This window comes from Gemmobacter megaterium, assembly GCF_900156815.1.
In the GTDB taxonomy this organism is placed as follows: domain Bacteria; phylum Pseudomonadota; class Alphaproteobacteria; order Rhodobacterales; family Rhodobacteraceae; genus Wagnerdoeblera; species Wagnerdoeblera megaterium.
The window spans coordinates 240,280-265,700 of the sequence record NZ_FTOT01000005.1; the positions used below are offsets into that span (position 1 = coordinate 240,280).

Annotated in this window: 19 protein-coding genes; 13 read left to right on the forward strand and 6 right to left on the reverse strand. The window is 64.0% G+C overall.

Going from position 1 to position 25,421, the window contains the following annotated elements:
* Positions 1-12: 12 nt before the first annotated feature.
* The 4 genes from BW970_RS13435 (at position 13) to BW970_RS13450 (ending at position 4,104) form a co-directional block, all read left to right on the forward strand.
* Entirely contained in the window at positions 13-789 is a 777-nt protein-coding gene (locus tag BW970_RS13435) for an enoyl-CoA hydratase (protein WP_076532163.1), read from the forward strand.
* Positions 790-964: 175 nt separating this feature from the next.
* Positions 965-1,240, forward strand: a complete 276-nt coding sequence (rpsT, locus tag BW970_RS13440) for a 30S ribosomal protein S20 (RefSeq protein WP_076532165.1) — start codon at positions 965-967, stop codon at positions 1,238-1,240.
* Between the two features lie 423 nt (positions 1,241-1,663).
* Entirely contained in the window at positions 1,664-3,073 is a 1,410-nt protein-coding gene (dnaA, locus tag BW970_RS13445; protein WP_076532167.1) for a chromosomal replication initiator protein DnaA, read from the forward strand.
* A 110-nt stretch (positions 3,074-3,183) separates the two neighbouring features.
* Positions 3,184-4,104, forward strand: coding sequence for a manganese-dependent inorganic pyrophosphatase (locus tag BW970_RS13450; RefSeq protein ID WP_076532169.1), 921 nt, complete (start codon positions 3,184-3,186; stop codon positions 4,102-4,104).
* Between the two features lie 90 nt (positions 4,105-4,194).
* Here BW970_RS13450 and BW970_RS13455 read toward each other — a convergent pair whose 3' ends face one another.
* Positions 4,195-5,568 carry an L-serine ammonia-lyase gene (locus BW970_RS13455; protein ID WP_076532171.1) on the reverse strand — a complete coding sequence of 458 codons (1,374 nt, stop codon included), beginning with the start codon at positions 5,566-5,568 and terminating at the stop codon, positions 4,195-4,197.
* 157 nt (positions 5,569-5,725) lie between these two features.
* The gene (locus tag BW970_RS13460; RefSeq protein ID WP_076532174.1) at positions 5,726-7,909 is read right to left on the reverse strand and encodes a transglycosylase domain-containing protein; all 2,184 of its coding nucleotides are present in this window, start codon (positions 7,907-7,909) and stop codon (positions 5,726-5,728) included.
* A 269-nt stretch (positions 7,910-8,178) separates the two neighbouring features.
* Between BW970_RS13460 and BW970_RS13465 the strand changes: the two genes are divergently transcribed.
* The 5 genes from BW970_RS13465 to BW970_RS13485 all read left to right on the forward strand — a co-directional run bounded on the left by BW970_RS13465 (position 8,179) and on the right by BW970_RS13485 (position 14,363).
* Positions 8,179-8,517 (forward strand): P-II family nitrogen regulator, encoded by a 339-nt coding sequence (locus tag BW970_RS13465; RefSeq protein WP_076532176.1) that lies wholly within the window; start codon positions 8,179-8,181, stop codon positions 8,515-8,517.
* Between the two features lie 81 nt (positions 8,518-8,598).
* The gene (gene amt / locus BW970_RS13470; protein WP_076532362.1) at positions 8,599-9,891 is read left to right on the forward strand and encodes an ammonium transporter; all 1,293 of its coding nucleotides are present in this window, start codon (positions 8,599-8,601) and stop codon (positions 9,889-9,891) included.
* 199 nt (positions 9,892-10,090) lie between these two features.
* Positions 10,091-11,797 (forward strand): bifunctional sulfate adenylyltransferase/adenylylsulfate kinase, encoded by a 1,707-nt coding sequence (locus BW970_RS13475; protein ID WP_076532179.1) that lies wholly within the window; start codon positions 10,091-10,093, stop codon positions 11,795-11,797.
* 192 nt (positions 11,798-11,989) lie between these two features.
* On the forward strand, positions 11,990-13,534 hold the full coding sequence (locus BW970_RS13480) for an ATP-dependent DNA helicase (RefSeq protein WP_076532182.1): 1,545 nt from the start codon (positions 11,990-11,992) through the stop codon (positions 13,532-13,534).
* Positions 13,535-13,595: 61 nt separating this feature from the next.
* Positions 13,596-14,363: a hypothetical protein gene (locus tag BW970_RS13485; RefSeq protein ID WP_076532184.1), complete on the forward strand. Its 768-nt coding sequence runs from the start codon at positions 13,596-13,598 to the stop codon at positions 14,361-14,363.
* Between the two features lie 40 nt (positions 14,364-14,403).
* On the opposite strand, the gene BW970_RS13490 is transcribed toward BW970_RS13485, so the two are convergent.
* Entirely contained in the window at positions 14,404-14,688 is a 285-nt protein-coding gene (locus tag BW970_RS13490; RefSeq protein ID WP_076532186.1) for a hypothetical protein, read from the reverse strand.
* Between the two features lie 238 nt (positions 14,689-14,926).
* Between BW970_RS13490 and clpB the strand changes: the two genes are divergently transcribed.
* Positions 14,927-17,545: an ATP-dependent chaperone ClpB gene (gene clpB / locus BW970_RS13495; protein ID WP_076532188.1), complete on the forward strand. Its 2,619-nt coding sequence runs from the start codon at positions 14,927-14,929 to the stop codon at positions 17,543-17,545.
* Between the two features lie 35 nt (positions 17,546-17,580).
* Here clpB and murJ read toward each other — a convergent pair whose 3' ends face one another.
* Genes murJ through BW970_RS13510 form a run of 3 tightly spaced genes read right to left on the reverse strand, consistent with a single transcriptional unit; the run spans position 17,581 to position 23,079 of the window.
* Entirely contained in the window at positions 17,581-19,122 is a 1,542-nt protein-coding gene (gene murJ / locus BW970_RS13500) for a murein biosynthesis integral membrane protein MurJ (RefSeq protein WP_076532190.1), read from the reverse strand.
* A complete protein-coding gene (locus tag BW970_RS13505) occupies positions 19,119-21,887 on the reverse strand; it encodes a [protein-PII] uridylyltransferase (RefSeq protein ID WP_076532364.1) in 2,769 nt (922 codons plus the stop codon). Before BW970_RS13505 ends, murJ begins: the two co-directional genes overlap by 4 nt.
* 16 nt (positions 21,888-21,903) lie before the next feature.
* A complete protein-coding gene (locus BW970_RS13510) occupies positions 21,904-23,079 on the reverse strand; it encodes a penicillin-binding protein activator (RefSeq protein WP_076532192.1) in 1,176 nt (391 codons plus the stop codon).
* Positions 23,080-23,166: 87 nt separating this feature from the next.
* Here BW970_RS13510 and rsmI point away from each other — a divergent pair, with 87 nt between their 5' ends.
* The 3 genes from rsmI (at position 23,167) to gshB (ending at position 25,420) form a co-directional block, all read left to right on the forward strand.
* Complete coding sequence (gene rsmI / locus BW970_RS13515) at positions 23,167-24,054, forward strand: 16S rRNA (cytidine(1402)-2'-O)-methyltransferase (RefSeq protein ID WP_076532194.1); 888 nt, start codon at positions 23,167-23,169, stop codon at positions 24,052-24,054.
* Positions 24,055-24,059: 5 nt separating this feature from the next.
* Positions 24,060-24,413 (forward strand): YraN family protein, encoded by a 354-nt coding sequence (locus tag BW970_RS13520; protein ID WP_076532196.1) that lies wholly within the window; start codon positions 24,060-24,062, stop codon positions 24,411-24,413.
* A 62-nt stretch (positions 24,414-24,475) separates the two neighbouring features.
* Positions 24,476-25,420, forward strand: a complete 945-nt coding sequence (gene gshB, locus BW970_RS13525) for a glutathione synthase (RefSeq protein WP_076532198.1) — start codon at positions 24,476-24,478, stop codon at positions 25,418-25,420.
* Position 25,421 lies beyond the last annotated feature (1 nt).

Consider the following 25,421-nt stretch of genomic DNA (forward strand, 5'->3'; position numbering starts at 1 on the left):
GGGGAACATGCCATGGCCTACGAGACGATCATCGTCGAAATCGAGGATTACGTCGCCGTTGTGCGGCTGAACCGGCCCGACGCGCTGAACGCGCTGAACGCCAAGCTGTTGGGGGAACTTGCCGACGCATTGGGCACGCTGGATGCCAATGACAAGGTGCGCTGCATCGTGCTGACCGGGTCGGAAAAGGCCTTTGCCGCCGGCGCCGACATCAAGGAAATGTCCGAGAAATCCTTTGTCGAAATGTACATGCAGGATTTCTTCACGCCCGAGACCGAGGCGCTGCTGCGCGTGCGCAAACCTGTCGTTGCGGCAGTGGCAGGCTATGCCTTGGGCGGCGGATGCGAACTGGCCATGATGTGCGATTTCATCATCTGTGCCGAGAATGCAAAATTCGGCCAGCCCGAAATCAACCTTGGCGTCGTGGCGGGGATCGGCGGCACGCAGCGTCTGACCCGGTTTGTCGGCAAGTCCAAGGCGATGGACATGCACCTGACCGGCCGGTTCATGGACGCCGCAGAGGCGGAACGCTCCGGCCTTGTCAGCCGTGTGGTGCCGCTGAAGGATCTGATGAAGGAAACTATGGCCGCCGCCCGCAAGATCGCCGAGAAATCGCAGATCGCGGTCATGGTCGTGAAGGAATCGGTCAACCGCAGCTATGAAACCACGCTGCGCGAAGGCATCCTGTTCGAACGCCGGGTGTTCCATTCGCTGTTCGCCACCGAGGATCAGAAAGAGGGCATGGCCGCCTTCATGGAAAAGCGCACCGCGCAGTTCCGCGACAAGTAGGCTTTGCACGGGGGCACCAGCGGTGCCCCCTTTCCATTGCCGCCGCGATGGTGTATGCGCCGACCTTACATGCGCGTGGGCCCGCTTAGGCAAGAATCGATCCGGTCATCTGTGGACCGGGCCTCGGGTCTTTTGCGCAACCGTAACGCAACAGACCTGAAAGATCGAAAAGCCCATGGCCAATACGCCCCAGTCCGAAAAACGCGCTCGTCAGTCCGAAGCCCGCTATGCCGTCAACAAGGCACGCCGTTCGCGCATCCGCACCTACCTGCGCAAGGTTGAAGAAGCGATCGCCTCGGGCAATGCCGACGCGGCAAAGGCTGCCCTGCTGGCCGTGCAACCGGAACTGGCCCGTGGCGTGACCAAAGGCGTCCTGCACAAGAACACCGCTTCGCGCAAAATGTCGCGCCTGGCATCGCGCGTGAAGGCGCTGGGAACGGCTTCGGCCTGATTTCGGCAAGATTGCAATGACTTGCGGCGGGCGCCCCCAGCGGGCGCCCGTTCGCATTTGTCACAGCACTGTGGCAGTCCTGCAAAGGCTGCGGGATTCGGATCCGGCAAAGCGAGAGTCAACAGCGAAGTTCGGTTGCAGCCGCTGCCCCCTGATTGATAGCTTGTCCAAGCGATTCACATCGTCTCCTGGGGGGGGACATGACAGTCGCAAGGGGACATGGCGTTGTGCCAACCCTTTGCCCTTGTTTGAAAATGCGCAATTTCGGCGCGCCGCGTTGCGCCTGCATTGGCAGGCGTGCCGTGGCGCATGTCGTATGTTGCTGCGTTTTACCCCCAGTCGTGGCATGTGACCGTCTTTTCTGGTGCCGGGCGCGGTTGCCCTGATGCGACAACGACAACGACAATGTTCGGAACGGGACAGATGACCGAAGAAACTTGGGGGCAGGTGCGTGAAGAACTTATCAAACGGGTGGGTCGCAACAACTATCTGACCTGGATCGAGCCTCTGCGCTTTGCGGCCCTGTCCGAAGGGGTTGCCCGGTTTACCGTTCCGACGAATTTTCATGGCGACTGGGTGGCCCGCAACTTTGGCGAGCATATCCGGCGCGAACTGATGAACTCCGGCACACAGGTCGCGCGGGTGGAATTCGCCGTGGCACGTCACCCTGCCCGACCGGCCCAGGTTGCCGCTGACCCGGTCCCTGCCGCTGTCAGCGAAACGCCTGCCGCCAGCCCCACGACCTCCCGCCCCGCCGCAGTTGCCACGCCGCGCCCGGCGGACGATGCCGAACTGGCCAGCGCCCCGCTGGACGCCCGATTCACATTTGATACCTTCGTGGTCGGCAAGCCCAACCAACTCGCCCATGCCGCCGCACGGCGTGTGGCCGAGGGCGGGCCGGTCAGCTTCAACCCGCTGTTCCTTTATGGCGGCGTCGGCCTTGGCAAGACCCACCTCATGCACGCCATCGCGCATGAAATCAGCGCGCGCACCCCTGACGCGCGTGTGCTGTACCTGTCGGCCGAGCAGTTCATGTACCGCTTTGTCCAGGCCCTGCGGGACAAGCAGATCATGTCGTTCAAGGAGCTGTTCCGCTCGGTCGATGTGCTGATGGTCGATGACGTGCAGTTTATCGCAGGCAAGGAATCGACCCAGGAGGAGTTCTTTCACACCTTCAACGCATTGGTAGACCAGAACCGGCAGATCGTCATTTCCGCCGACCGCGCACCCGGCGAGATCAAGGGGCTGGAGGAACGAATCGCCAGCCGCCTGCAATGCGGCCTGATCGTGGACCTGCACCCTACCGACTATGAATTGCGGCTGGGAATCCTGCAACAGAAGGCCGAATTCTATCGGGGCCAGTATCCGGGGCTGAAGATCGCGACCGGGGTGCTGGAATTCCTCGCGCACCGCATCACCTCGAACGTCCGGGTGCTGGAAGGCGCGCTGACGCGGCTGTTCGCCTTTGCCTCGCTTGTCGGTCGGGAAATCACGCTGGAACTGGCGCAGGATTGCCTCGCAGACATATTGCGCGCCTCGGACCGGAAGGTCTCGATCGAGGAGATCCAGCGCAAGGTTGCAGAACACTATAACATCCGCCTGTCGGACATGATCGGGCCCAAACGTCTGCGGGCTGTCGCGCGGCCGCGTCAGGTTGCGATGTATCTGTCCAAGCAGCTTACCTCGCGCAGTCTGCCGGAAATCGGGCGCCGCTTTGGCGGGCGCGACCATACGACCATCATGCATGGCGTAAAAAAGATCGAAGAACTCATGGCCATCGACAGCCAGTTGTCGGACGATCTGGTCATGCTGCGCCGGCTGCTGGAGGGCTGATCCAGCCGCTGCGGCGCAGAAAAACGCCGTTACCCTGTCGCGGAAGGTGACATTGGCGGCGCCCGCGCCTATAACGCGCCCGAAATTGCAACCTTTGCGAAGGCGCTTCCATGACAACGCTCGTTCTCGGCCACAAATCCCCTGACACCGATTCCACCGGCTCGCCCATCATCTGGGCCTGGTACCTTTCGGAGGTGGCGGGCACCCCGGCAAAGCCGGTCTTGCTGGGCGAGCCGAATACCGAGGCGGCCTTTGTGCTCAAGCACTGGGATCTGTCGAAGCCCGAAATCATCTCGGATGTAGGCGCCGGCGACAAGGTGGTGATCGTCGATACGAACAACCCGGCCGAGCTTCCGCCCTCGATCAACGAGGCTGCGATCCAGGGCATCATCGACCACCATATGCTGGTGGGCGGGCTGAAGACGAAAAGCCCCATCGACATCACCATCCGCCCGCTGGCCTGCACGGCAACGATCATGCACGACCTGATCGGCGACAAGCTGGCGTCGGCCCCGCGCGGGATCAAGGGGGCGATGCTGTCGTGCATCCTGTCCGACACGCTGGAATTCCGCAGCCCCACCACCACGCCCCATGACCGCGCCGTGGCCGAAAAGCTGGCCGCCGATCTGGGCGTGAACCTGGGCGACCTGGCCACCGCGATGTTCGAGGCGAAATCCGATGTCTCGGCCTTCTCGGATGCCGAACTGCTGCGGATGGACAGCAAGGAATACAACGTCGCCGGCAAGGAACTGCGCGTTTCGGTGCTGGAAACCACCGCGCCCAAACTCGTGCTCGACCGCAAGGACAGCCTGATGGCCAGCATGGTGGATGTGGCCAAGGAAGACGGCGCCGATCAGGTGCTGCTGTTCGTCGTGGACATCCTGAAGGAAGAGGCCACGCTGCTGGTGCCGAACGATCTGGTCAAACAGATGGCCGAAGCCTCGTTCGGTTGCGCGGTGAGTGGTGATACCGTGGTGTTGCCCGGCATCATGAGCCGCAAGAAACAGATCATCCCGGCGCTCAAGCTGTGATCGGCGCGGGGGGGCTTTGTGCCCCCCCATCGTTTCCGGTCACGACCGGCGGCACCCCTGTTGCAGGATCGTTGATCAGAGCGGCGGGGATCAGCAATTCGGGACGTTGACAGCCAGCCCGCCCAGCGACGTTTCCTTGTACTTTTCGTGCATGTCCTGGCCAGTCTGGCGCATCGTCTCGATGCAGGCATCAAGGCTGACCAGATGCTCGCCATCGCCGCGCAGCGCCAACGAGGCGGCAGAGACGGCCTTGATCGCGCCCAGCCCATTCCGCTCGATGCAGGGCACCTGCACCAATCCCTTGACCGGATCGCAGGTCATGCCAAGGTGGTGCTCCAATGCAATTTCGGCAGCATTCTCCACCTGTTCCGGTGTGCCGCCCAGCACGGCGCACAATCCGGCGGCGGCCATGGCGGCGGCACTGCCCACCTCGGCCTGACAGCCGCATTCGGCGCCGCTGATCGAGGCATTGTGCTTGCACAGCCCGCCGATGGCGGCGGCGGTCAGCAGAAACTCCCCCACCCGGTCGCGCGAGGCGCCCGGAACGTGATCCAGCCAATAGCGGATGACAGCCGGCACCACGCCCGCCGCCCCGTTCGTCGGCGCGGTGACGACCTGCCCGCCAGCGGCGTTTTCCTCGTTCACCGCCATGGCATAGACGCCCATCCAGTCGTTGATGACATGCGGCGCCGTCAGGTTGCGGCCACGTTCCGCCAGCAGGGCCTGATGGATGCCTCGGGCGCGGCGGCGCACCTTGAGACCGCCGGGCAGGATACCTTCGCCTTGCAGGCCGCGATCTATGCAGGCGTCCATCACATGCCACAGATGGGCAAGGCCAGCATCCAGTTCACGGGCCGGGCGGGTGGCGCATTCATTGGCCCGTTTCATCGCCGCAATCGACAACCCTGACTTGCGGGCCATCGCCAGCATCCCGGCCCCGGTGTCGAATGGCCAGGGCACCGAAGCAAGGGGGCGGGCCTGCGGGGACTTAGCCATCTCCGCCGCGCTGAGGACAAAGCCGCCGCCAATCGAATAGTAGGTTTCCTCAAAGATCACATCGCCCTGGGCATCCACCGCCCGCAGGATCATGCCGTTGGCATGTCCGGGCAATGCAGGGCCATAGTCGAAGACCAGATCCGTTGCGGGATCAAAGGCCAGATCGCCAAGCCCGGCCACCGACACTGTGCGCGTGGCACGGATTGCGGCCAGCGCCGCTTCGGCCAGGTCGTGATCATAGCTATCCGGGCGGAACCCGGCCAAGCCGAGGATTGTGGCACGGTCGGTCGCATGGCCCACGCCGGTAAACGCCAGCGAGCCATGCAGCGAGGCCCGCAGCCCATGGGCACGGAACGGCAAGCCGCGCAGCCGGTCGAGAAACCGGGCGCCCGCCACCATCGGGCCCATGGTATGCGAGGAGGACGGCCCGATGCCGACCTTGAAAATATCGAATACGGACAGGAACATCGCGCCCTCCTGCTGTCGCGGGCCACTCTGGCCCGGAACCGCGTCGATGCCTAGAGCCAAAGCGCCCTGATGGCATCCGCCTGCATCCGCGTTGCACTGCCTTGGCCCCCGACGCAGACGACGCAGAGACCGGCCCCCCGCCCTGCCCCACGGGCAGCTACCAGCGCCCGCCCAGGAAGGTGCCCAGAACCTCGTTGATGATCCGCTCTGCCAGATCGGGTTCGCGGCCCTGGGGCGGGGCCGGTTCACCCGGCGGCACCGCCCCCCCGGACGAGGCTGGTGCGCCCCCTGCCTGGGGTGGCAAACGGGCCTCGGGCACCTTTTTCGGCAGCGGGCGGGCGGGCAGCCCATCGTGCACACGTACCATGACCTCTTTCCAGATTTCCGCAGGAAGCCCGCCCCCGGTCACGCCGGTCAGCGGTGTGTTGTCATCATATCCCATCCAGACACCGGCCACATAATCGGCGGTGTATCCCACGAACCAGGCGTCGCGCGCGGCCTGGGTGGTGCCGGTTTTGCCCGCGGCTTCGCGGCCGGGCAGTCTGGCGCGGGTTCCGGTGCCCGAGTCGATCACCTGCATCATCATCCAGGTCAGATAACGAGCCGCATCCTCGCGTATCACCCGCTCTTCGATGCCGCCCGTCTGGGTGATCAGCGGCGCCTTGTCGCCTCTCAGCCGCAGGTCAATCAGCCCATAGGGCTTCACGGCGGACCCGCCGTTGAGGATGCCGGCATAGGCACCCGTCATCTCGACCAGAGTGGCCTCTGACACACCAAGCGCAAGCGCGGGCCCCTTGGCCAGATCCGAGACGATGCCGAAATGTTCGGCCACCTGGCGCACGGCATCACGCCCGACCGCCTCGGAAACGCGCACGGCGGGAATATTGCGCGAATCTTTCAGGGCGTCGGCCAGGGTCATTATCCCCTTGAAATCGCGCGTGTAGTTTTGCGGTGTCCAGGCGCCGGATCCCGGAATACGCAAGGTCAGAGGGCTGTCCTCGACATAATCGGCCGGAGACCATCCCATATCCAGCGCCGCCGCGTAGACAAAGGGCTTGAAGGCCGAGCCGGTCTGTCGGCGTGCCTGGGATGCGCGATTGAACGACCCCGGTGCACCGATATCGCGCCCGCCCACCATGGCACGCACCGCGCCATCGGACGACATGACAACGACCGCCGCCTGCGCCTTGGAACCCGCCTTGAGCCGGGCATCGAACACGGCCGCAACCGCACTCTCCGCCGCCTTTTGCAGATGCTGGTCCAGCGTGGTGTGGATGACGACATCTTCGGTCGTATCGCGCGCCAGAAAACTGGGCGCGCTGTCCACCACCCAATCGGCGAAATAGCCACCTGCGCGCTGTGTGGCCTCGGGGGACAGGGTGGCCGGGTTGCGCAGCGCCTCGTCGGCCTCGGCCTTGGTCAGATAGCCCTGATCCTGCATCAGGCCGATGATCACGCCTGCCCGGTCCTGGGCGCGTTTGAGATTGTTGGTTGGCGCGTAATAGGACGGGGCCACCAGCAACCCGGCCAGCATCGCGGCTTCGGCCGGTACAAGCTGGCGCGAGGACTTGCCGAAATAGCGCTGTGCCGCAGCCTCGAACCCACGGGCACCCGCCCCAAGATAGGCGCGGTTCAGATAGATCGTCAGGATATCCTGCTTGGAATACGTCCATTCCAGCGCAAAGGCGTAGGGCACTTCCTTGAGCTTGCGCACCAACGAGCCCTTGCGGCAGTCGGCTTCGTACTCCGCTTCGGTTTTCCACCGCTGGGGGTCATATTCCACGCCAAGGCACAGCAGCTTTGCCACCTGTTGGGTGATGGTCGATCCGCCATTGCCCTGAAATGCGCCGCGTCCTTCGGACAGGTTGATGCGGATCGCACCGGCAATGCCACGCGGGGACAAACCGAAATGCCCGTAAAACCGCTTGTCTTCGGTTGCCACCACCGCGTTGCGCAGATGTTTCGACACATCCGCCGCCGAGGTCTGGCCGCCAAAGGTCTCGCCGCGCCAGGCGAATACGTTGCCCTCGTGGTCAAGCAGCGTGACCGATCCACGCTGGCGGCCGTCCAGCAACGCCGACAATTCCGGCATCTGGGCATGAAAGAACCAGGTCGCGCCAAACAGCACCACGGCGACCACCGCCGTGACACGCCAGACAGCCCCCCAGAGCATCCGCCCGATGAACCGGAATATCCCAAGGATAAAGCCCGAAATACCACCACGCCGCGGCGGACGCGGGGCCCTTTTTCGGGGTGTCGCCGGTCGCGCAGACGGTTTGCGCGCAGTTCCGCCCCGCCGCACTGCCACCAATGGTGACTTGCCTGAACCTTTTGTCGCCATAGGTGCCTGTCCGCCCTTTTCCGGGCCATTGCCATGTTGGGTCCACATTAAACCGGATTGCCGCACATGCGAAGGGGGAAGGCCCACCGATTCGCGTCAGCTTTCGGATTAAAAATTAATCACTGCCCGTCATTTGTGCAAAACTTGTGCATTTTGATCCGTTTTGCGCGGGGCTCCGCCTGCGCTCTGCGTTGTGCCGCACCCGATCCCTGGCGTGTTGTAGCGCGGTAGGCCCCCTGCGGGCCGCCTGCCAGAGGAAGGGTGACGACGTGAAACTCATCATAGCAGCGATCAAGCCGTTCAAGCTCGAGGAGGTGCGCGAGGCGCTCACCGCCATCGGCGTGCGCGGCATGATGGTGACCGAGATCAAGGGCTTCGGCACGCAGTCGGGCCACACCGAAATCTACCGCGGCGCGGAATACGCGGTGAACTTTGTCCCCAAGGTCAAGCTGGAACTGGTCGTCAGCGATGCCATGGCGGATCAGGTGGTGGACACGATCCGCACCACGGCAACCACCGGCAAGATCGGCGACGGCAAGATCTTCGTCCTCGACGTCGAGGGCGCGGTGCGCGTGCGCACCGGCGAAACCGATGACAACGCGCTCTGACCTGCGACTTGTGAAGGGAAAGCAGAACCAATGTTCAACCGTCTGAAGTTCGCTGGCATCTCGGCCCTTGGGGTGTCGATGATGGCCGGCCTGCCCGCCTGGGCGCAGGAGGCGGCCGAAACCGCCGCCGCCGCTGTCCCGACCGATATGGTCTTCATCATGAACTCGCTGATCATGATCATCGGCGGGATCCTGGTGTTCTGGATGGCTGCCGGATTTGCCATGCTGGAAGCTGGCCTGGTGCGGTCCAAGAACGCCACCATGCAGCTGATGAAGAACATCACCGTCTTTTCGGTCGCCTGCATCATGTATTACGTGATCGGCTATTCGGTCATGTATCCGGGCGATGGCTGGATGATCCAGGGCATCCTGGGCGCGCTTGGCACCGCCCAACTGGAGGCCGTGGGCGTCGAAGTTGCGGGGCTGGATGACTACAGCTATGCCTCGACCTCGTCGGATTTCTTCTTCCAGGTCATGTTCTGCGCCACCACCGCCTCGATCGTGTCGGGCGCGCTGGCCGAACGCATCAAGCTGATCCCCTTCCTCGTCTTCACGCTGGTCCTGACCGCGTTGATCTATCCGATCCAGGCGTCCTGGAAATGGGGCGGCGGCTTTCTGGACGAGATGGGCTTTCTTGATTTCGCGGGCTCGACCGTGGTGCACTCGGTCGGCGGCTGGGCCGCTCTGGTCGGTGCGCTCATCCTCGGGCCGCGTCTGGGCAAGTACAAGGACGGTCGCACGATCGCAATGCCGGGCAACAACCTGGCGCTGGCCACGCTGGGCACGTTCATCCTGTGGATGGGCTGGTTCGGCTTCAACGGCGCCTCGCAACTGGCCTTCTCGTCGGTCGGAGACGCTTCGGACGTCGGCCGCGTGATGGCGAATACCAACGCCGCTGCCGCAGGTGGCGCCGTGGTAGCCCTGATCCTGACGATGGTGCTTTACAAGAAGGCCGATCTGACCATGGTGCTGAACGGCGCGCTGGCGGGCCTTGTGTCGATCACTGCCGAACCACTGACCCCCGGACTGGGCGCCGCCACGCTGATCGGCGCTGTGGGCGGGGCAATCGTGGTCTTTGCGGTGCCGTTCCTTGACAAGCTCAAGATCGACGATGTCGTCGGCGCGGTTCCGGTCCACCTGTTCGCCGGCATCTGGGGCACCATCGCCGTGGTGTTCACCAATGCCGATGCCTCGCTCTGGGTGCAGATCCAGTCGATCGTGATCGTGGGCCTGTTCACCGTGATTGCATCGCTGGTGGTCTGGTTCATCGTCAAGGCAGTGTTCGGCCTGCGGGTGTCGGCCGAGGACGAGATGCTGGGTCTCGACAAGGCGGAGCTGGGGATGGAAGCCTACCCGGAATTCGTCAAGAGCTGATCACGTGCCGCCACGGCACTTGCGAAATGGGCGTCCGGCCGTTATGGCCGGGCGTCCTGCGTTTAGGTCAAGGCTGGTTTCCGCGCGCAATATGCCTGAAAACGCCTTTAATGCTTGAAATTCACCTGCCGCCGGGGGTATGGCCCCGCAAGGCGCCCCGTGCTGTCCGTCCGCATTATATGAAGAAAGCCGAGAACCCATGGCCTTGACCAATACCGCACCGATTCCCGAACTTTATGTCTCTGCAGAATCCGCCCAGAAGCTGAAGTTCGAAGCCGGCAACCTGCTGTCCTGGGATCTGACGCCGCGCCAGATTTGCGATCTGGAGTTGCTGATGAACGGCGGCTTCAACCCGCTGAAGGGGTTCCTGACCGAAGCCGATTATGACGGCGTGGTCGAGAATATGCGTCTGGCCGATGGCACGCTGTGGCCGATGCCAATCACCCTGGACGTCAGCGAGAAATTCGCCGAGGGGCTGGAGCCGGGCACCGACATCGCGCTGCGCGATCAGGAAGGGGTGATCCTGGCTATCATGTCGGTCAGCGACAAATGGGTGCCGAACAAGGCCAAAGAGGCCGAAAAGGTCTTTGGTGCCGACGATCTGGCCCACCCGGCGGTGAATTACCTGCACAACATCGCGGGTCCGGTCTATCTGGGTGGCCCGGTCACCGGCATCCAGCAGCCGGTGCATTACGATTTCAAGGCCCGCCGCGACACGCCGAACGAACTGCGCGCCTATTTCCGCAAGATGGGCTGGCGCAAGATCGTGGCGTTCCAGACCCGCAACCCGCTGCACCGTGCCCACCAGGAACTGACCTTCCGCGCCGCGCGCGAGGCAGAGGCGAACCTGGTGATCCACCCGGTCGTCGGCATGACCAAACCGGGCGACGTCGACCATTTCACCCGCGTGCGCTGCTACGAGGCGGTTCTGGACAAGTATCCGGCGGCAACGACCCACATGTCGCTGCTGAACCTTGCCATGCGGATGGCTGGCCCGCGCGAGGCCGTGTGGCATGGGATGATCCGCCGCAACCACGGCTTCACGCATTTCATCGTCGGCCGTGACCACGCCGGCCCCGGCAAGAACAGCCAGGGCAAGGATTTCTACGGCCCCTATGATGCGCAGGATCTGTTCAAGAAGCACCAGGACGAAATCGGCGTGACCATGGTCGATTTCAAGCACATGGTCTATGTGCAGGAAAAGGCGCAGTACTACCCGGCAAACGAAGTGCCCGAAGGCTGCACCGTGCTGGACATCTCGGGCACCGAACTGCGCCGCCGCCTGCGCGAAGGGCTGGAGATCCCGGAATGGTTCTCCTTCCCGGAAGTCGTGCGCGAACTGCGCCGCACCTCGCCCCCGCGGGCCAAACAGGGCTTTACCGTATTCTTCACCGGGCTGTCGGGATCGGGCAAGTCGACCATTGCCAACGCGCTGATGGTCAAGCTGATGGAGATGGGCGGGCGCCCGACCACGCTGCTGGATGGTGACGTGGTGCGCAAGCATCTGTCGTCGGAACTCGGCTTCTCGAAAGAGCACCGCGACATCAACATCAAGCGCATCGGCTATGTGGCGTCGGAAATCACCAAGAACGGCGGCATCGCCATCTGTGCACCGATCGCCCCCTATACCGCCACCCGCCGCGCCGTGCGCGAAATGATCGAAGCCTATGGCGCCTTCATCGAGGTGCATGTGGCGACCAGCGTGGAAGAATGCGAAAAGCGTGACCGCAAGGGCCTGTACAAACTGGCGCGCGAAGGGAAGATCAAGGAGTTCACCGGGATCTCTGACCCCTATGAAGCGCCCGAGGCGCCCGAACTGCGCGTGGATACCGAAGGGCTGGACGTGGATTATTGCGCCCAGCAGGTCATCCTTAAGCTGGAATCCATGGGCCTGATCAAGGCGTGATCCCTCCACGGGTCTGAAGGAAAGGCGCCCCTGTTGCCGGGGGCGCCTTTTGCGCTCTGTACCGATCATGGAGGCCGGGCGGCGGGGGTTTCACACCCCCGCACCCCCGTGGGGTATTTCGGGCAAGATGAACAGGCGACCCTACGGTTGCGACGAATTCCCTTTCGCATCCGCAGCGCATAAGGTGCCCGCATGACCGCCCTGCCCGCCATGACCTTTTCCGACGATCAGGCCGAAGCCCATGACCGGGTTTCAGCCCTGTTGCAGGTCGCCGGCGTGGATCTGGACAATGGCCTTGTGCTGCCAGGCGATGGTCCGGGCGGCGGGGCGCTGGCCGTCACCGGCAAGGCAGGGTCGGGCAAGACGATGCTGCTGGCCACACTGGTCAAGGCATTGACCGAAGCGGGGCTGGAACTGGTGTCGGGCGACTATGAGGGTCGCCGCAAGAAGGACAGCCGGACATTGGCGGTGCTGGCCCCGACCAACAAGGCGGCAAGCGTTCTGCGGTCGCGCGGGGTACCCGCGACCACCATCCACCGCATCCTCTACACGCCGATCTATGCGCCGGAATATGAAAAGCTGGCCGATTGGCTGGCTGGAACCGGCGAGCGGCCGGTGATGGAGGAATTGACCGACCTCGCCCTGGATCGGGCGCGGGCCTATTACGAGACGGTGAAATCCATTCCCGGCGCACTGGCTGCCGCCGGGCTGCGGGGCAGCGATTTCATCAAGGGCTGGAAGCGGCGGGAAGAGCCGCTGGACATCGGCTTTGTCGATGAAAGCTCGATGCTGGATGAACGTCAGTTCGAGGATCTGAAAGAGATTTTCCCCACGCTGGTGCTGTTTGGCGACCCGGCGCAGTTGGCGCCCGTGGGCCTGTCGGGGGAAATGGTGTTCGACCGGCTGAAGCCAGAGCGGCGCATCCATCTGAACCGCATCCACCGCCAGCAGGATGGGAATCCGATCCTTGACCTGGCCCATGCGCTTGGCGATCCCGATCTGGGGTTCGAGGAGTTCGAGCGCATGGTCGAACGCGCGGCCGCGCAGGATGACCGCGTGCATCTGGCGCAGCGCGTGGACAGTGATCTGATGGCGCGCTCTCCGGTGCTGGTCTGGCGCAATGCCACGCGAATCCGGCTGATCACTGCCTTTCGCGCGGCCCATGGGGCGCCGGATACCGAACTGCTGCCCGGCGAGCCGTTGATCTGCGACGGGATCGAGCTGCCGCTGAAGCATCGCAAGAAGCGGATCGACCTGGAGGCACGGGGGCTGATCAAGGGGGCGCAGGCGATCTATCTGGGCCCCGGCAAGCGGCTGGGGTTTGCCCGGCTGCATATCTTTGGCGCCGAAGAGCCGCAGATCTCGGCCGCCTCGATCATCAAGATCGAAAAGCCGGACGAGGAAGAGCCGTTCATCCCTGCCGCGGCGGTCATGGGCGCGGCCTTTCTGCATGGCGCCGCCGTGACAATCCACAAGGCGCAAGGGTCACAGTGGCCCGAGGTGCAGGTCTTTGCCCCCGATCTGTGGGCGGCAGCGGCGGCGGGCCGGTCCGAGGCGGGTATCGCCTTGTGGAAGCGGCTGGCCTATGTGGCGATCACGCGGGCAGAGACCCGGTTGCACTGGGTGGTCAGAAACCGGCTGGCACGGCCGCAGCAGCCGCTGTCGGTAGACGATCTCAAGGGCGCGGCCGCCCCCTTTGCGCTGGAGCCCACGACCCAGGATCAGCCCCGCGATTGACCTGCCGCACCGATTGATTCAGCATGTCGCAGAGGCGTTCCGGGCAGACAAGGTTCAAGATATGGAATTCAGCATCAACATCACCCGACCCGAGGGCGACCCCAAGGCCGGGCCGATCACCGTGGGGTGGTTTCTGCATTCCGACAAGGGCGCCGTGATGTATTATCCGCCCGAGCGGGTCAGCTTTCGCCAGACCAACCGGACCCATGCCAAATCCGCCGCGCGCTGTCCGGGCGTGATCCAGTTGGAAAGCCGCTATTTCATGGTGCGCTGCCCGTTCGATCTGCACATCGGCTTTGGCCGCGATGACAAGGGCGTGCCGCATCTGATCAACCGGGCTGGCGCCACGGGGGGGATCCGGTCCAACAAGCTGGGTCAGGTGCTGACACTCGTGTCCGAAGTAGAATGGCGCTATCCCGACCGGCCAACGGTGCAACTGTCGCTGCCCTACTGCTTTGTCGCCGAGGAGATGTGCTACATCACCCAGCTCGACGCCTTTGCGCATTACCGCCCGGTGCCGCTGCCCGGAACGATCTTTGGCGGGCGGTTCCCGATCCACGCCTGGGTGCGGCCGCTGATGTGGGCGTTCGAGTGGCATGACACCAGCAAGGATCTGGTGATCAAGCGCGGCGACCCGCTGTTCTATTGCCAGTTCGAAGGCGATGGCCCCGACCGCCCCGTTCAGGTGGTGGAGGTCGAACGCACGGACGACATTGAAAGCTGGGTGGAACAGATGTCCGGCGTGGTGAATTACGTCAACCAGACCTTTGCGCTCTTCAAGGCGGCAGAGGCGATGCGGCCCAAGGACTTGCTGAAGGTGAAGAAGTAGGGCGGGATTCGCCCTACGACCACCATCGCCACGGTATGGATCAGGTTCGCTTCATGTCGCGCAGGACAATGCGGCCTGCCCAGCTGAAGATCAGCACCAGCGGACCCGCGATTGCTCCGATCAGCCAGCCGAAAACCGGGATAGCCGTGCCCAGCAGGGCCACCCCCATGTTGCCCAACAGCATCCCGACCATCAGCGCGCCGATCATCGCACAGGCCAGAGCCGCCAGCAGGAATTTCACCAGCTTCGGAACCGCGAGGTCATGGATCCGCTCAAGGACGGCACGGGGCACGGCAAGGGTCTTTCTCAGGGCTGTCTTGAACATTGTCGGGGTCTCCTCGAATTCACGTCTTCTCAACACCTGCAACCTCGCCGTGGCCAGAACGGGGCAGCTTCATGTCTCGATCGCCCTCTGTCGTTTTGTCGCTGAAAAACTTCCCGCTCTCCACCGCCCCAACCTGTTGCATTTTCGCCGCGACCGCTTACCTGAACCTTGAGGCCGACGGGCCCCGTGCCGGATGTCCGGGCGGGCGGGGGCGGCGCTTAGCGAAAGGGAGTACCCGATGAACCTGGAAAAGTTCACGGAACGGTCGCGCGGATTTCTGCAAGCCGCGCAGGCGATTGCGATGCGGGAAGGCCATCAGCGGCTGGCCCCCGAACATCTGCTCAAGGCGCTGATGGATGACGACCAGGGCCTGGCCGCCAATCTGATCCGCCGTGCTGGTGGCGCGCCCGAACGGGTGGCTGAATCGGTCGATCTGGCGGTCGGCAAACTGCCCAAGGTCTCGGGTGCGTCGGGCGAGGTTTATACCGAACAATCGCTGGTGCGCATCCTGACCGAGGCGGAGACGCTGGCGAAAAAGGCTGGCGACAGCTTTGTCCCGGTGGAGCGTATCCTGATGGCGCTGGCCATGGTGCCCGGCAAGGCCAAGGATGCGCTGGATGCCGGGGCTGTAACGGCGCAAAAGCTGAATGCCGCGATCAATGACATCCGCAAGGGCCGCACCGCCGACAGTGCCTCGGCCGAACAGGGTTATGATGCGCTGAAGAAATATGCGCGCGACCTGACCGAGGCGGCCGCCGAAGGCAAGATCGACCCGATCATCGGCCGGGACGAGGAAATCCGCCGTGCCATGCAGGTGCTGAGCCGCCGGACCAAGAACAACCCGGTGCTGATCGGTGAGCCCGGCGTGGGGAAAACCGCCATCGCCGAAGGGCTGGCCCTGCGCATCGTCAACGGCGATGTGCCTGAATCCCTGCGCAACAAGAAGCTGCTGGCGCTGGACATGGGCGCGCTGATCGCCGGTGCAAAGTACCGCGGCGAATTCGAGGAACGGCTGAAAGCCATCCTGTCCGAAGTCACCGCCGCCGCGGGCGAAATCGTGCTGTTCATCGACGAAATGCACACGCTGGTTGGCGCGGGCAAGGCCGATGGCGCGATGGATGCCGCCAACCTGCTGAAGCCCGCCCTGGCGCGGGGTGAACTGCACTGCATCGGCGCCACCACGCTGGACGAATACCGCAAGCATGTGGAAAAGGACGCCGCCCTGGCCCGCCGGTTCCAGCCGGTCATGGTCAGCGAACCCACGGTCGAGGATACCATCAGCATCCTGCGCGGGATCAAGGAAAAATACGAACTGCACCACGGCGTGAAGATTGCAGACTCGGCGCTGGTCGCTGCGGCAACGCTGTCGCACCGCTATATCACCGACCGCTTCCTGCCCGACAAGGCCATCGACCTGGTGGACGAGGCGGCCAGCCGCCTGCGGATGGAAGTGGACAGCAAGCCCGAAGAACTGGACGCGCTGGACCGCGAAATCCTGCAAAAGACCATCGAGGCCGAGGCGCTGAAGCGCGAGGATGATGCCGCCAGCAAGGACCGGCTGGAAAAGCTCGACAAGGAACTGTCCGACCTGCAACAGAAATCGGCGGAACTGACCGCCCAGTGGCAGGCCGAACGCGACCGGCTGGAAGGCACGCGCGATCTCAAGGAACAACTCGACAAGGCCCGCGCCGAACTCGACATTGCCAAGCGGGACGGCAACTTTGCCAAGGCGGGCGAGTTGCAGTACGGCCGCATCCCGGAACTGGAGCGCAAGCTGACCGAGGCCGACAGCCACGAGAATGCCAAGCTGGTGTCCGATGCGGTGCGCCCCGAACAGATCGCCGAGGTGATCGAGCGCTGGACCGGCATTCCCACCAGCAAGATGCTGGAAGGCGAACGCGAGAAACTCCTCAAGATGGAGGAGGAACTGGGCAAGCGCGTGATCGGCCAGCGCGAGGCGGTCGTGGCCGTGTCGAACGCCGTGCGCCGCGCACGGGCGGGGCTGAACGACGAAGGGCGCCCGCTGGGCAGCTTCCTGTTCCTTGGCCCGACGGGCGTCGGCAAGACAGAGCTGACCAAGGCGGTGGCCGAATATCTCTTTGACGATGACAGCGCGATGGTGCGCATCGACATGTCGGAATTCATGGAGAAACATTCGGTCGCCCGGCTGATCGGTGCCCCCCCCGGCTATGTCGGCTATGACGAAGGCGGGGTGCTGACCGAGGCGGTGCGGCGGCGGCCTTATCAGGTCGTGCTGTTCGACGAGGTGGAAAAGGCCCATCCCGACGTGTTCAACGTGCTGTTGCAGGTGCTCGACGATGGCGTGCTGACCGATGGTCAGGGCCGGACCGTGGACTTCAAGCAGACGCTGATCGTGCTGACCTCGAACCTCGGGTCGCAGGCGCTGAGCCAGTTGCCCGAGGGAACGGACAGCCGGGCCGCACGTGCCGAGGTGATGGAAGCGGTGCGAGCCCATTTCCGTCCCGAGTTCCTGAACCGCCTGGACGAGACGATCATCTTTGACCGCCTGACCCGCGCGAACATGGATGGCATCGTCGATATTCAGTTGCGGCGGCTGCAAAAGCGGCTGGACGGGCGCAAGATCGAGCTGGACCTGGATCAGGCGGCCAAGGATTGGCTGGCCGATGCGGGCTATGATCCGGTGTTCGGCGCACGCCCGCTCAAACGGGTGATCCAGCGCCATGTCCAGGACCGGCTGGCAGAACTGCTGCTGTCCGGCGAGGTGCTGGACGGCGCCACGGTGCAGATCACTGCGGGGCCTGAAGGGCTGACCATCGACGGCCAGGTCTCAACCCGCCCGCCCGAACCGCCGCGTGACGGGATACGCCTGCACTAACGACCAAAGCGGGGGCCAAGGCCCCCGCTTTCCCATCACCCACGGCGCAGCGCGCTGCGGAAATCCGCCATGCGAAACGCGCCGATCAGCAGGCCGATGGCGAAATAGCTGAAAATCCCGATCCCGCACAGCACCGCAAGCGCGACATAGCGCCAACCGGCCATGCCCAGCCCCGGCCCCAGCACCACCTGCGCGCCCCACAAGACCGCCCCCATGGCAAGCGCGGCCAGAATGATGCGCCAGACCCGGCCGCGCAGCCGGTCATCGGCACGGGCTTCGGGCCCCATGCCGCGCGTGCCCAGCCAAAGCTGGAACAGCATGAACCAGCCCGAAACCGTGGTCGCCAGCGCAGCCGCGGAAAAGCCGATCAGCGGCATCAGCCCGACGGCAAGCCCCACATTCACCAGCATCGACACGACCGCATAGCGGAACGGGCGGCGCGTATCCTCGCGGGCGTAGTACAATGGCTGCAAGGTCTTTTGCAGCACAAAGGCAGGCAGGCCCAGGCCATAGATCGCCAGGGCCAGGGCGGTATTGGCCACATCATCCGCGCCAAAGGCCCCCCGCCCGAACAAGACGTCGATCAGCGGCAGGGCGATCATCACCAGCGCAACCGCCGCAGGCAAGGTCAGCGCCAGCGCGAACTCGGTCGCGCGGTTCAAAGAACCGCGCCCGCCCTCGGCATCCCCGGCACGCAAACGGCGCGACAGGTCCGGCAGCAGAACCGTGCCCACCGCAATGCCCACAACCCCAAGCGGCAACTGATACAGCCGGTCGGCATAGGACAGCCAGGCAACCGCACCATCGGTAAAGCTGGCCACCTGCCGCCCCACCAGCAGGTTGATCTGCACCACCCCGCCAGCAAGCACTGCGGGGGCCGCAATGACCGCCAGCCGCTTCAACTCCGGTGTCAGCCGTGGCACGCCCGGCATCAGGACAAAGCCCGCCCGCGCCGCGAAGATCCAGGTAAAGGCAAGCTGCGCCACACCCGAGACCGGCACAGTCCAGGCCAGGGTCAGCCCCATGTCCCACCCGGCCCGCTCTGCCAGCAGCATCGCCCCGATGAACATCAGGTTCATCAGCACTGGCACGAATGACGCCTCGGTGAACCGGCCAAAGGCGTTCAGCACACCAGAGAGCAAGGCAACGAGGCTGATGAACAGGATATAGACAAAGCCGATCCGCCCATACAGCACGGCCAGATCAAAACGCTCATCCCCGGCAAAACCCGCGGCCATGGCCCAGACGAGCCAAGGCATGGCCAGCGTGCCCAGAATGGAAAATACCGTCAGCAAACCGACCATGCCGCTGAACGCATCGCGGGCAAAGCCGTGCGCATCCTCGCCCGCCTCCAGCTTTTTGGCGAACATCGGCACAAAGGCCATGTTGAACGCGCCTTCGGCGAAGAAGCGGCGGAACATGTTGGGCAGCGAAAAGGCGATGAAGAACGCCTGCGCCACCGGCCCTGCCCCCAGATAGGCCGCAATCAGCACATCGCGCGCGAACCCCGCGCCACGCGACACCAGCGTCCAGGCGCCCACCACAACAGCCGAACGGATCAATCGGATCGGTCTCATCCCTGTTTCGCCCGCTCCGCGCCTTCGGCAATGGCCTGTCGCAGCTTTTTCTCCAGCGATTCCTGCCGGGTCTTCTGATGCAGTTTCAGCCCGAACGCATCCTTGACGTAAAAGCTGTCCACAACCTGCGCCCCAAAGGTCGCGATCACGGCGCTGGCAATGTAGATATTGTTGGCCGCGAGCGTCCGGGTCAGATCATACAACAGGCCGGGACGGTCACGGGTATCGACCTCGACGATGGTATAGATATCGGACCCTTCGTTGTCGAAGGTGATCGTGGTCGGAAACCGGAACGCGCGTTCCCGTTTTTTTACCTTGTCGCGGTCCTTCAGCGCCTCGCGCGCCACGACTTCCCCTTTGAGCGTCCGTTCGATCATCGAACGCAGGCGCGGCAGGCGACTGACCTCGTAGGGATGGCCATCGGTGTCCTGAATCCAGAACACCGCCGTGGCATAGCCGTCCTTTGACGTATAGGTCCGCGCATCGACGACATTCGCGCCGACCAGCGCAAGCGCGCCTGCAAGACGGCTGAATATGCCGGGGTGATCTTCCAGCACAAAGGCGGCGCGGGTGGCATCATGGCCCTCTTCGGGGTGCAGGTCTATGCGCACCTCGTCTGTCCCGATCCCGCGCAGAAGGCGTGCGAACACGACATGCGTTTCGGTCGGCAGGCCCTGCCAGTAGGGGCCATAGTGGCGGTCGGTCTCGGCCTTCAACTCGCCGCGCGTCCAGTCGGACAGCGCCTCGCGCAGGGCGCGCTTGGCCTCGTTCTCGCGCATCGACCGGCTGACCGCCTCCAGCCCGTTTTCCAGCGCATCGGCAGTCGCCCGGTGCAACTGGCGTAGCAACGTGGCCTTCCAGTTGTTCCAGGTGTTCGGCCCTACACCGCGAATATCGCAGACCGTCAGCACGGTCAGCAGATCCAGCCGTTTGCGGCTGGCGACCATGCGGGCAAAGCTGCGCACCGTGCGCGGATCGGCAATGTCACGCTTTTGCGCGGTGTCCGACATCAGCAGGTGATAGCGCACCAGCCATTCGACCGTTTCGCAATCCTCGGCATTCAGCCCCAGGCGGGGCGCCACACGGCGCGCGATCTGGGCACCCAGAATTGCGTGATCCTCGGGCCGTCCCTTGCCGATATCATGCAACAGCAAGGCGACATACAGCACCTTGCGATTCACACCCGCCTTGAGGATGCCGGACGACAGCGGGTGTTCCTCGACCAGTTCGCCCCGTTCGATGCGGTCCAGAATGCTGATGCACTGGATGATATGTTCGTCCACCGTATAGTGGTGATAGACGTTGAACTGCATCATCGCCACGATGGGCTCGAATTCGGGGATAAAGGCAGACAGGACGCCAAGCTCGTTCATCCGGCGCAGCGCGCGCTCCGGGTTGCCGTGCCGGAGCATCAGGTCCAGAAAGATGTGCTGCGCCTCCGGGGTCTGGCGCATCTCGTCGTCAATCAGGTGCAGGTTCGCCGTCACCAGCCGCATCGCATCGGGATGAATCAACAGGCCCGTGCGCAGCCCCTCGTCGAACAGGCGCAACAGGTTGAGCTTGTCGGCCACGAAATCGACAGGATCATTCACCGTCAGACGGCCGTGCAGCACCTTGTAGCCTGTGCGCACCTTGCGACGACGCTTCAGAATCCCTTCCAGCAGCGGCGCCTTCTTGACGTGGCGAGCCTCCAGTGCGGTCAGGAAGATGCGGGTCAACTCGCCAACGCGGGTGGCGTGGCGGAAATAATCCTGCATGAAATGCTCGACCGCCCGCCGGCCCAGCCCGTCTTCGTATCCCATGCGCTCGGCAACCTCGACCTGCATGTCGAAGGTCAGCTGATCCATCGCCCGCCCCGCGATGTAATGCAGGTGGCAACGGACCGACCACAAGAAAGTCTCGGCGGCGCGAAAACGGTAATATTCCTCGGGCGAGAACAGGCCATGCTGCACCAGCCCCGCCGCACTTTCCGACCCGTGCAGATACTTGCCGATCCAGTACAGCGTCTGAAGGTCGCGCAGGCCGCCCTTGCCCTCCTTGACGTTGGGTTCCAGCATATAGCGCTGGCCCCCCTGCTTGCGGTGGCGCTCGGTCCTTTCGGCCAGCTTGGCCTCGATGAACTGCGGTGCGCTGGTGGCAAACAGATCGCGGTGCAATAGCAGGTGCAGTTCTTCGGCCAGCCCCCGGTCGCCGGTGATGAACCGCTTTTCCAGCAAGGCGGTGCGGATTGTCATGTCCTCTTGCGCCAGCCGCAGGCAGTCCTTGATCGTCCGGCTGGCATGGCCAACCTTCAACCGCAGATCCCACAGCATGTAGAGCATGGATTCGATCACGCTTTCGGCCCAGGGCGTGATCTTCCAGGGGGTCAGGAACAGCAGGTCGACATCGGACTGCGGCGCCATTTCGGCCCGGCCATAGCCGCCAACCGCCAACACCGACAGCCGCTCTGCCATGGTCGGCACCGGCACCGGATGCAACTGGGTGGTCGCCATTTCGAAGGCGACCCCGACCAGAAGATCCGTCAACAGTGACTGCGCCCCGACCAGCCCCCGCGCTGCACGGGGGGCAGCGCCAAATGCCTCGGCCAGGCGCGCATTGCCCTGCGCCTGCGCCTGCGCCAGATGGCGCACGACAAGCCCGCGCAGCGCCGGGGCATCCACCGTTGGCGCGGCCCCTGCCAGATCTGCAAGAATGGCGGCCCTCAGGGCCGCCACGTCGATCAGTTCTTCGGACGCACAGGGATTGCGGTTGTCGTCGGACAGAATAAGCGGGGGCCGGGGTTCAGAACCCGGAACCGCCGAAGCTTCTTTGGGCAGGATCAATCACGACCACCTGTCTGTTGCGAATCTCGGCCACCGCCAGCGCCCGTTCATTGGTCCCGTCGGACTTCAGCCGGAACACGCCGCCGACCCCGGCAAACCCGGCCGATTGCGTCAGCGACGCCGTGGTCAGCGCATCGCTGCGTCCCGACCGGATCAGCGCACCGACAGCCGCGATGCCATCATAGGCCAGCCCGGCAATCGGGTGCGGCGCAGACCCATAGGCCGCCTGATAGCGCGCCTGGAATGCCTGGTACAATGCCGGATCGGGCAGTGCGAACCAGCCGCCCTGAACGCCCGGCAAGGCAAGCGTGGCCTGCGGAATGTCCCAGCGGGTCAGGCCCAGATAGCGCGCCTGATCCGGTGAAAGCCCCTGATCCCGCAGCATCTGCGTCATCAACGGCAGCGAACCGGCGGTATCAGCGGTAAAGAACAGCGCATCGGCGCCTGTGGCCCGTGCATTCGCAACGATCTGCGGCGCGGCCTGGATGACCTCGTTCTGACCAAAGGCATAGCCCATGGTCGAGACCAGCGTCGAGCCGGTACCGGACACCGCACGCGCGATCGCGGCACGCCCGGCTTCGCCCGCCGGGGTCCGCTCATGCACGATCATCACACGCCTCTGGCCCTGCGCGGCGGCATAGCGCACCAGCCGGCTGGCAGTATTGTCGAAGGTCGGGCCAAGGACGAAAACATTTGCCCCGGCAATGTCGGTATTGTTCGAGAAGCTGAGAACATTGACGCCTTGTGCCGCGACCGCAACGCCTGTGGCATTCGCTTCCTGCGCGAAAACGGGCCCAAGAATCACCCGCGCACCATCGGCAACGGCGCGTTGCGCAATGGCCCCGGCTTCGGCAGCCTGCCCAGAGGTCTGATAGACCCGCAAGTCGATGGCGACGCCACCAAGATCCGCAATTGCAAGCCGGGCCGCATTCTCCAGGGACTGCGCCAGCAACTGGTCGGTCTGCTGTCCCGAAGCCCCCGGAACCATCAATGCGACAGGAACCGGGGCGCTGGTATCAATCGCCGGGCCGGTGGAGGTCATGCCGACAGGGTCGCAAGCCGCCAGGGCCAGCGCGGTCAGGGCAAGGCCAAATCTGCCCAACGACTTGCGGGCACGATGCAAAACAGCGATCATTCATACTCCCCCGAAGTGATGCGGTCGGTACCCGGACCCTAGGCGCTTCCGGCTGCGAAGTAAACTTGCCACGACCGGAAGGACAAGATGAGCGACGACATTCCGCCGACCAGAGCCGGTGCCCGCAAACCCGAGCCGGGACTGCACATGATCGCAACGCCGATCGGGGCTGCCCGCGATATCACCCTGCGCGCGCTGGATATTCTGGCCTCGGCCGATGTTCTGGCCGCCGAGGACACCCGCACCCTGCGCCATCTGATGGAGATCCATGGCATCCCGGTCGCGGGGCGGGTGATGATCCCCTATCACGATCACAACGGCGATGCGGCCCGCCCGCGCATCCTTGCGGCGCTGGCAGAGGGTAAATCGGTCGCCTATGCCTCCGAGGCAGGCACGCCCCTTGTCGCGGACCCCGGAATGAAGCTGGCCAGAGCCGTCATGGACGCAGGCCACCGCGTGCTGGCGGCGCCCGGCCCCTCCGCTGTCCTGGCGGCGCTGACCGTTGCCGGCCTGCCGACGGACCGCTTTCTGTTCGCCGGCTTTCCGCCGACAGGCGCGGGCGCCCGCCGGAGCTGGATGGCAGAACTTTCCACCATCCCGGCGACCCTCGTGATCTATGAAAGCCCGAAACGCGTTAGCAGAACATTAGGGGAATTGCGCAATAGTCTGGGCACGACACGGGAAGCCGCCCTGTGCCGCGAACTCACGAAGCGATTCGAGGAGGTGACGCGCGGCACACTGGAAGAACTTGCCGAGCGTTTCGCAGATCAGGAGCTGAAGGGGGAAATCGTGCTTGTGATCGACCGTGGGGTCGTGGCGACCCCATCGCAGGACGATGTTGAACAAGCGCTGCGCAATGCCTTGGCCTTGCCGGGGGCACGGGTCAAGGATGTGGCGGCCGAAGTCGCCCTGCGTTTTGGCCTCGCCCGGCGTGACCTGTACCAGATGGCCCTGAAGCTGGCCGAACGGGAGTGACTGGAATGAGCGGACTGGTCGGATATCTTTCAGGCGTGGCAGCCGAAGGCTCCGTTGAACGCCACTATGCAGCATCGGGGCGCCGGATTGCAGCACGGCGCTGGCGCGGCCAGTGGGGTGAGATCGACCTGATCGCAAGAGAGGGCGAGACCGTTATATTCATCGAGGTGAAGAAATCCAGCACCCACGCCCGCGCGGCGGAACGCCTGCGCCCTCGTCAGGTGGCGCGAATCTGGGCGGCTGCGTCCGAGTTTCTTGACGGCGAGCCGCGCGGCTCACTGACCGATGTCCGGTTTGATGTCGCCCTGGTCGATTCACTGGGCCGGATCGAAATCCGCGAGAATGCGTATGCTGCCTGAGCCTGCCTTGCATCACGCCCTGCGCTGGACCATCTAGGTGCAGGCGCATTGCGGAGGGAACGATGAAGGTAGCCTTGCAGATGGATCCGATCGGATCGGTCAACATCGACGCGGACAGCACGTTCCGCATCGGACTGGAGGCGCAGGAGCGGGGGCATTCCCTGTTCTACTACACGCCCGACAGGCTGGCGTTTTCCGAAGGTCGCGTTACCGCGCGGGGCTGGCCGATCGAATTGCGCCGCGTCAAGGGCGACCATGTGACATTCGGCCCCGAAACAGAGGTTGATCTCGGCGACTTCGACGTGGTCTGGCTGCGCCAGGATCCGCCGTTCGACATGGGCTATATCACCACGACGCACATTCTGGAGATGATCCACCCCAAGACGCTCGTGGTGAATGATCCGTTCTGGGTGCGCAACAGCCCCGAAAAACTTCTGGTGCTGCAATTCCCGGATCTGACCCCGCCGACCACCATCGCACGTGATCTTGCGACCATTCGTGGCTTCAAGCAGAAGCATGGCGACATCATCCTGAAGCCGCTTTATGGCAATGGCGGCGCCGGGGTTTTCCGTCTGGACGAGAACGACCGCAATCTTTCATCGCTGTACGAGCTTTTCACGGGGATGAGCCGCGAGCCGATGATCGTGCAGAAATTCCTGCCCGCAGTCTCCAAGGGCGACAAGCGGGTGATACTTGTCGATGGCGAGGCGGTGGGCGCAATCAACCGGGTTCCTCAGGCAGGCGAGACACGGTCGAACATGCATGTCGGCGGCCGCCCGGAGCCGGTCGGCCTGACCGATCGGGATCGTGAAATCTGCGCGCGTATCGGCCCGTTGTTGCGCGACAAGGGGCAGGTTTTTGTCGGCATCGACGTGATCGGCGACTGGCTGACCGAGATCAACGTCACCTCGCCCACCGGCATCCAGGAACTGGAGCGGTTCGACGGCACGAACACCGCCGCCCTGATCTGGCAGGCGATCGAGCGCAGACGGGCCGCCCAGCGGTGAG

Bases quoted from the DNA above. Each gene is read 5' to 3' on its own strand.
- rsmI (WP_076532194.1), top strand. From the start codon at position 23,167: ATGAGCGACGACATTCCGCCGACCAGAGCCGGTGCCCGCAAACCCGAG.
- BW970_RS13455 (WP_076532171.1), bottom strand. From the start codon at position 5,568: ATGTTCCTGTCCGTATTCGATATTTTCAAGGTCGGCATCGGGCCGTCC.
- amt (WP_076532362.1), top strand. From the start codon at position 8,599: ATGGCCGGCCTGCCCGCCTGGGCGCAGGAGGCGGCCGAAACCGCCGCC.
- BW970_RS13480 (WP_076532182.1), top strand. From the start codon at position 11,990: ATGACCGCCCTGCCCGCCATGACCTTTTCCGACGATCAGGCCGAAGCC.
- clpB (WP_076532188.1), top strand. From the start codon at position 14,927: ATGAACCTGGAAAAGTTCACGGAACGGTCGCGCGGATTTCTGCAAGCC.
- BW970_RS13510 (WP_076532192.1), bottom strand. From the start codon at position 23,079: ATGATCGCTGTTTTGCATCGTGCCCGCAAGTCGTTGGGCAGATTTGGC.
- murJ (WP_076532190.1), bottom strand. From the start codon at position 19,122: ATGAGACCGATCCGATTGATCCGTTCGGCTGTTGTGGTGGGCGCCTGG.
- BW970_RS13435 (WP_076532163.1), top strand. From the start codon at position 13: ATGGCCTACGAGACGATCATCGTCGAAATCGAGGATTACGTCGCCGTT.
- BW970_RS13520 (WP_076532196.1), top strand. From the start codon at position 24,060: ATGAGCGGACTGGTCGGATATCTTTCAGGCGTGGCAGCCGAAGGCTCC.
- BW970_RS13490 (WP_076532186.1), bottom strand. From the start codon at position 14,688: ATGTTCAAGACAGCCCTGAGAAAGACCCTTGCCGTGCCCCGTGCCGTC.
- BW970_RS13460 (WP_076532174.1), bottom strand. From the start codon at position 7,909: ATGGCGACAAAAGGTTCAGGCAAGTCACCATTGGTGGCAGTGCGGCGG.
- BW970_RS13450 (WP_076532169.1), top strand. From the start codon at position 3,184: ATGACAACGCTCGTTCTCGGCCACAAATCCCCTGACACCGATTCCACC.
- rpsT (WP_076532165.1), top strand. From the start codon at position 965: ATGGCCAATACGCCCCAGTCCGAAAAACGCGCTCGTCAGTCCGAAGCC.
- BW970_RS13475 (WP_076532179.1), top strand. From the start codon at position 10,091: ATGGCCTTGACCAATACCGCACCGATTCCCGAACTTTATGTCTCTGCA.
- gshB (WP_076532198.1), top strand. From the start codon at position 24,476: ATGAAGGTAGCCTTGCAGATGGATCCGATCGGATCGGTCAACATCGAC.
- BW970_RS13485 (WP_076532184.1), top strand. From the start codon at position 13,596: ATGGAATTCAGCATCAACATCACCCGACCCGAGGGCGACCCCAAGGCC.
- dnaA (WP_076532167.1), top strand. From the start codon at position 1,664: ATGACCGAAGAAACTTGGGGGCAGGTGCGTGAAGAACTTATCAAACGG.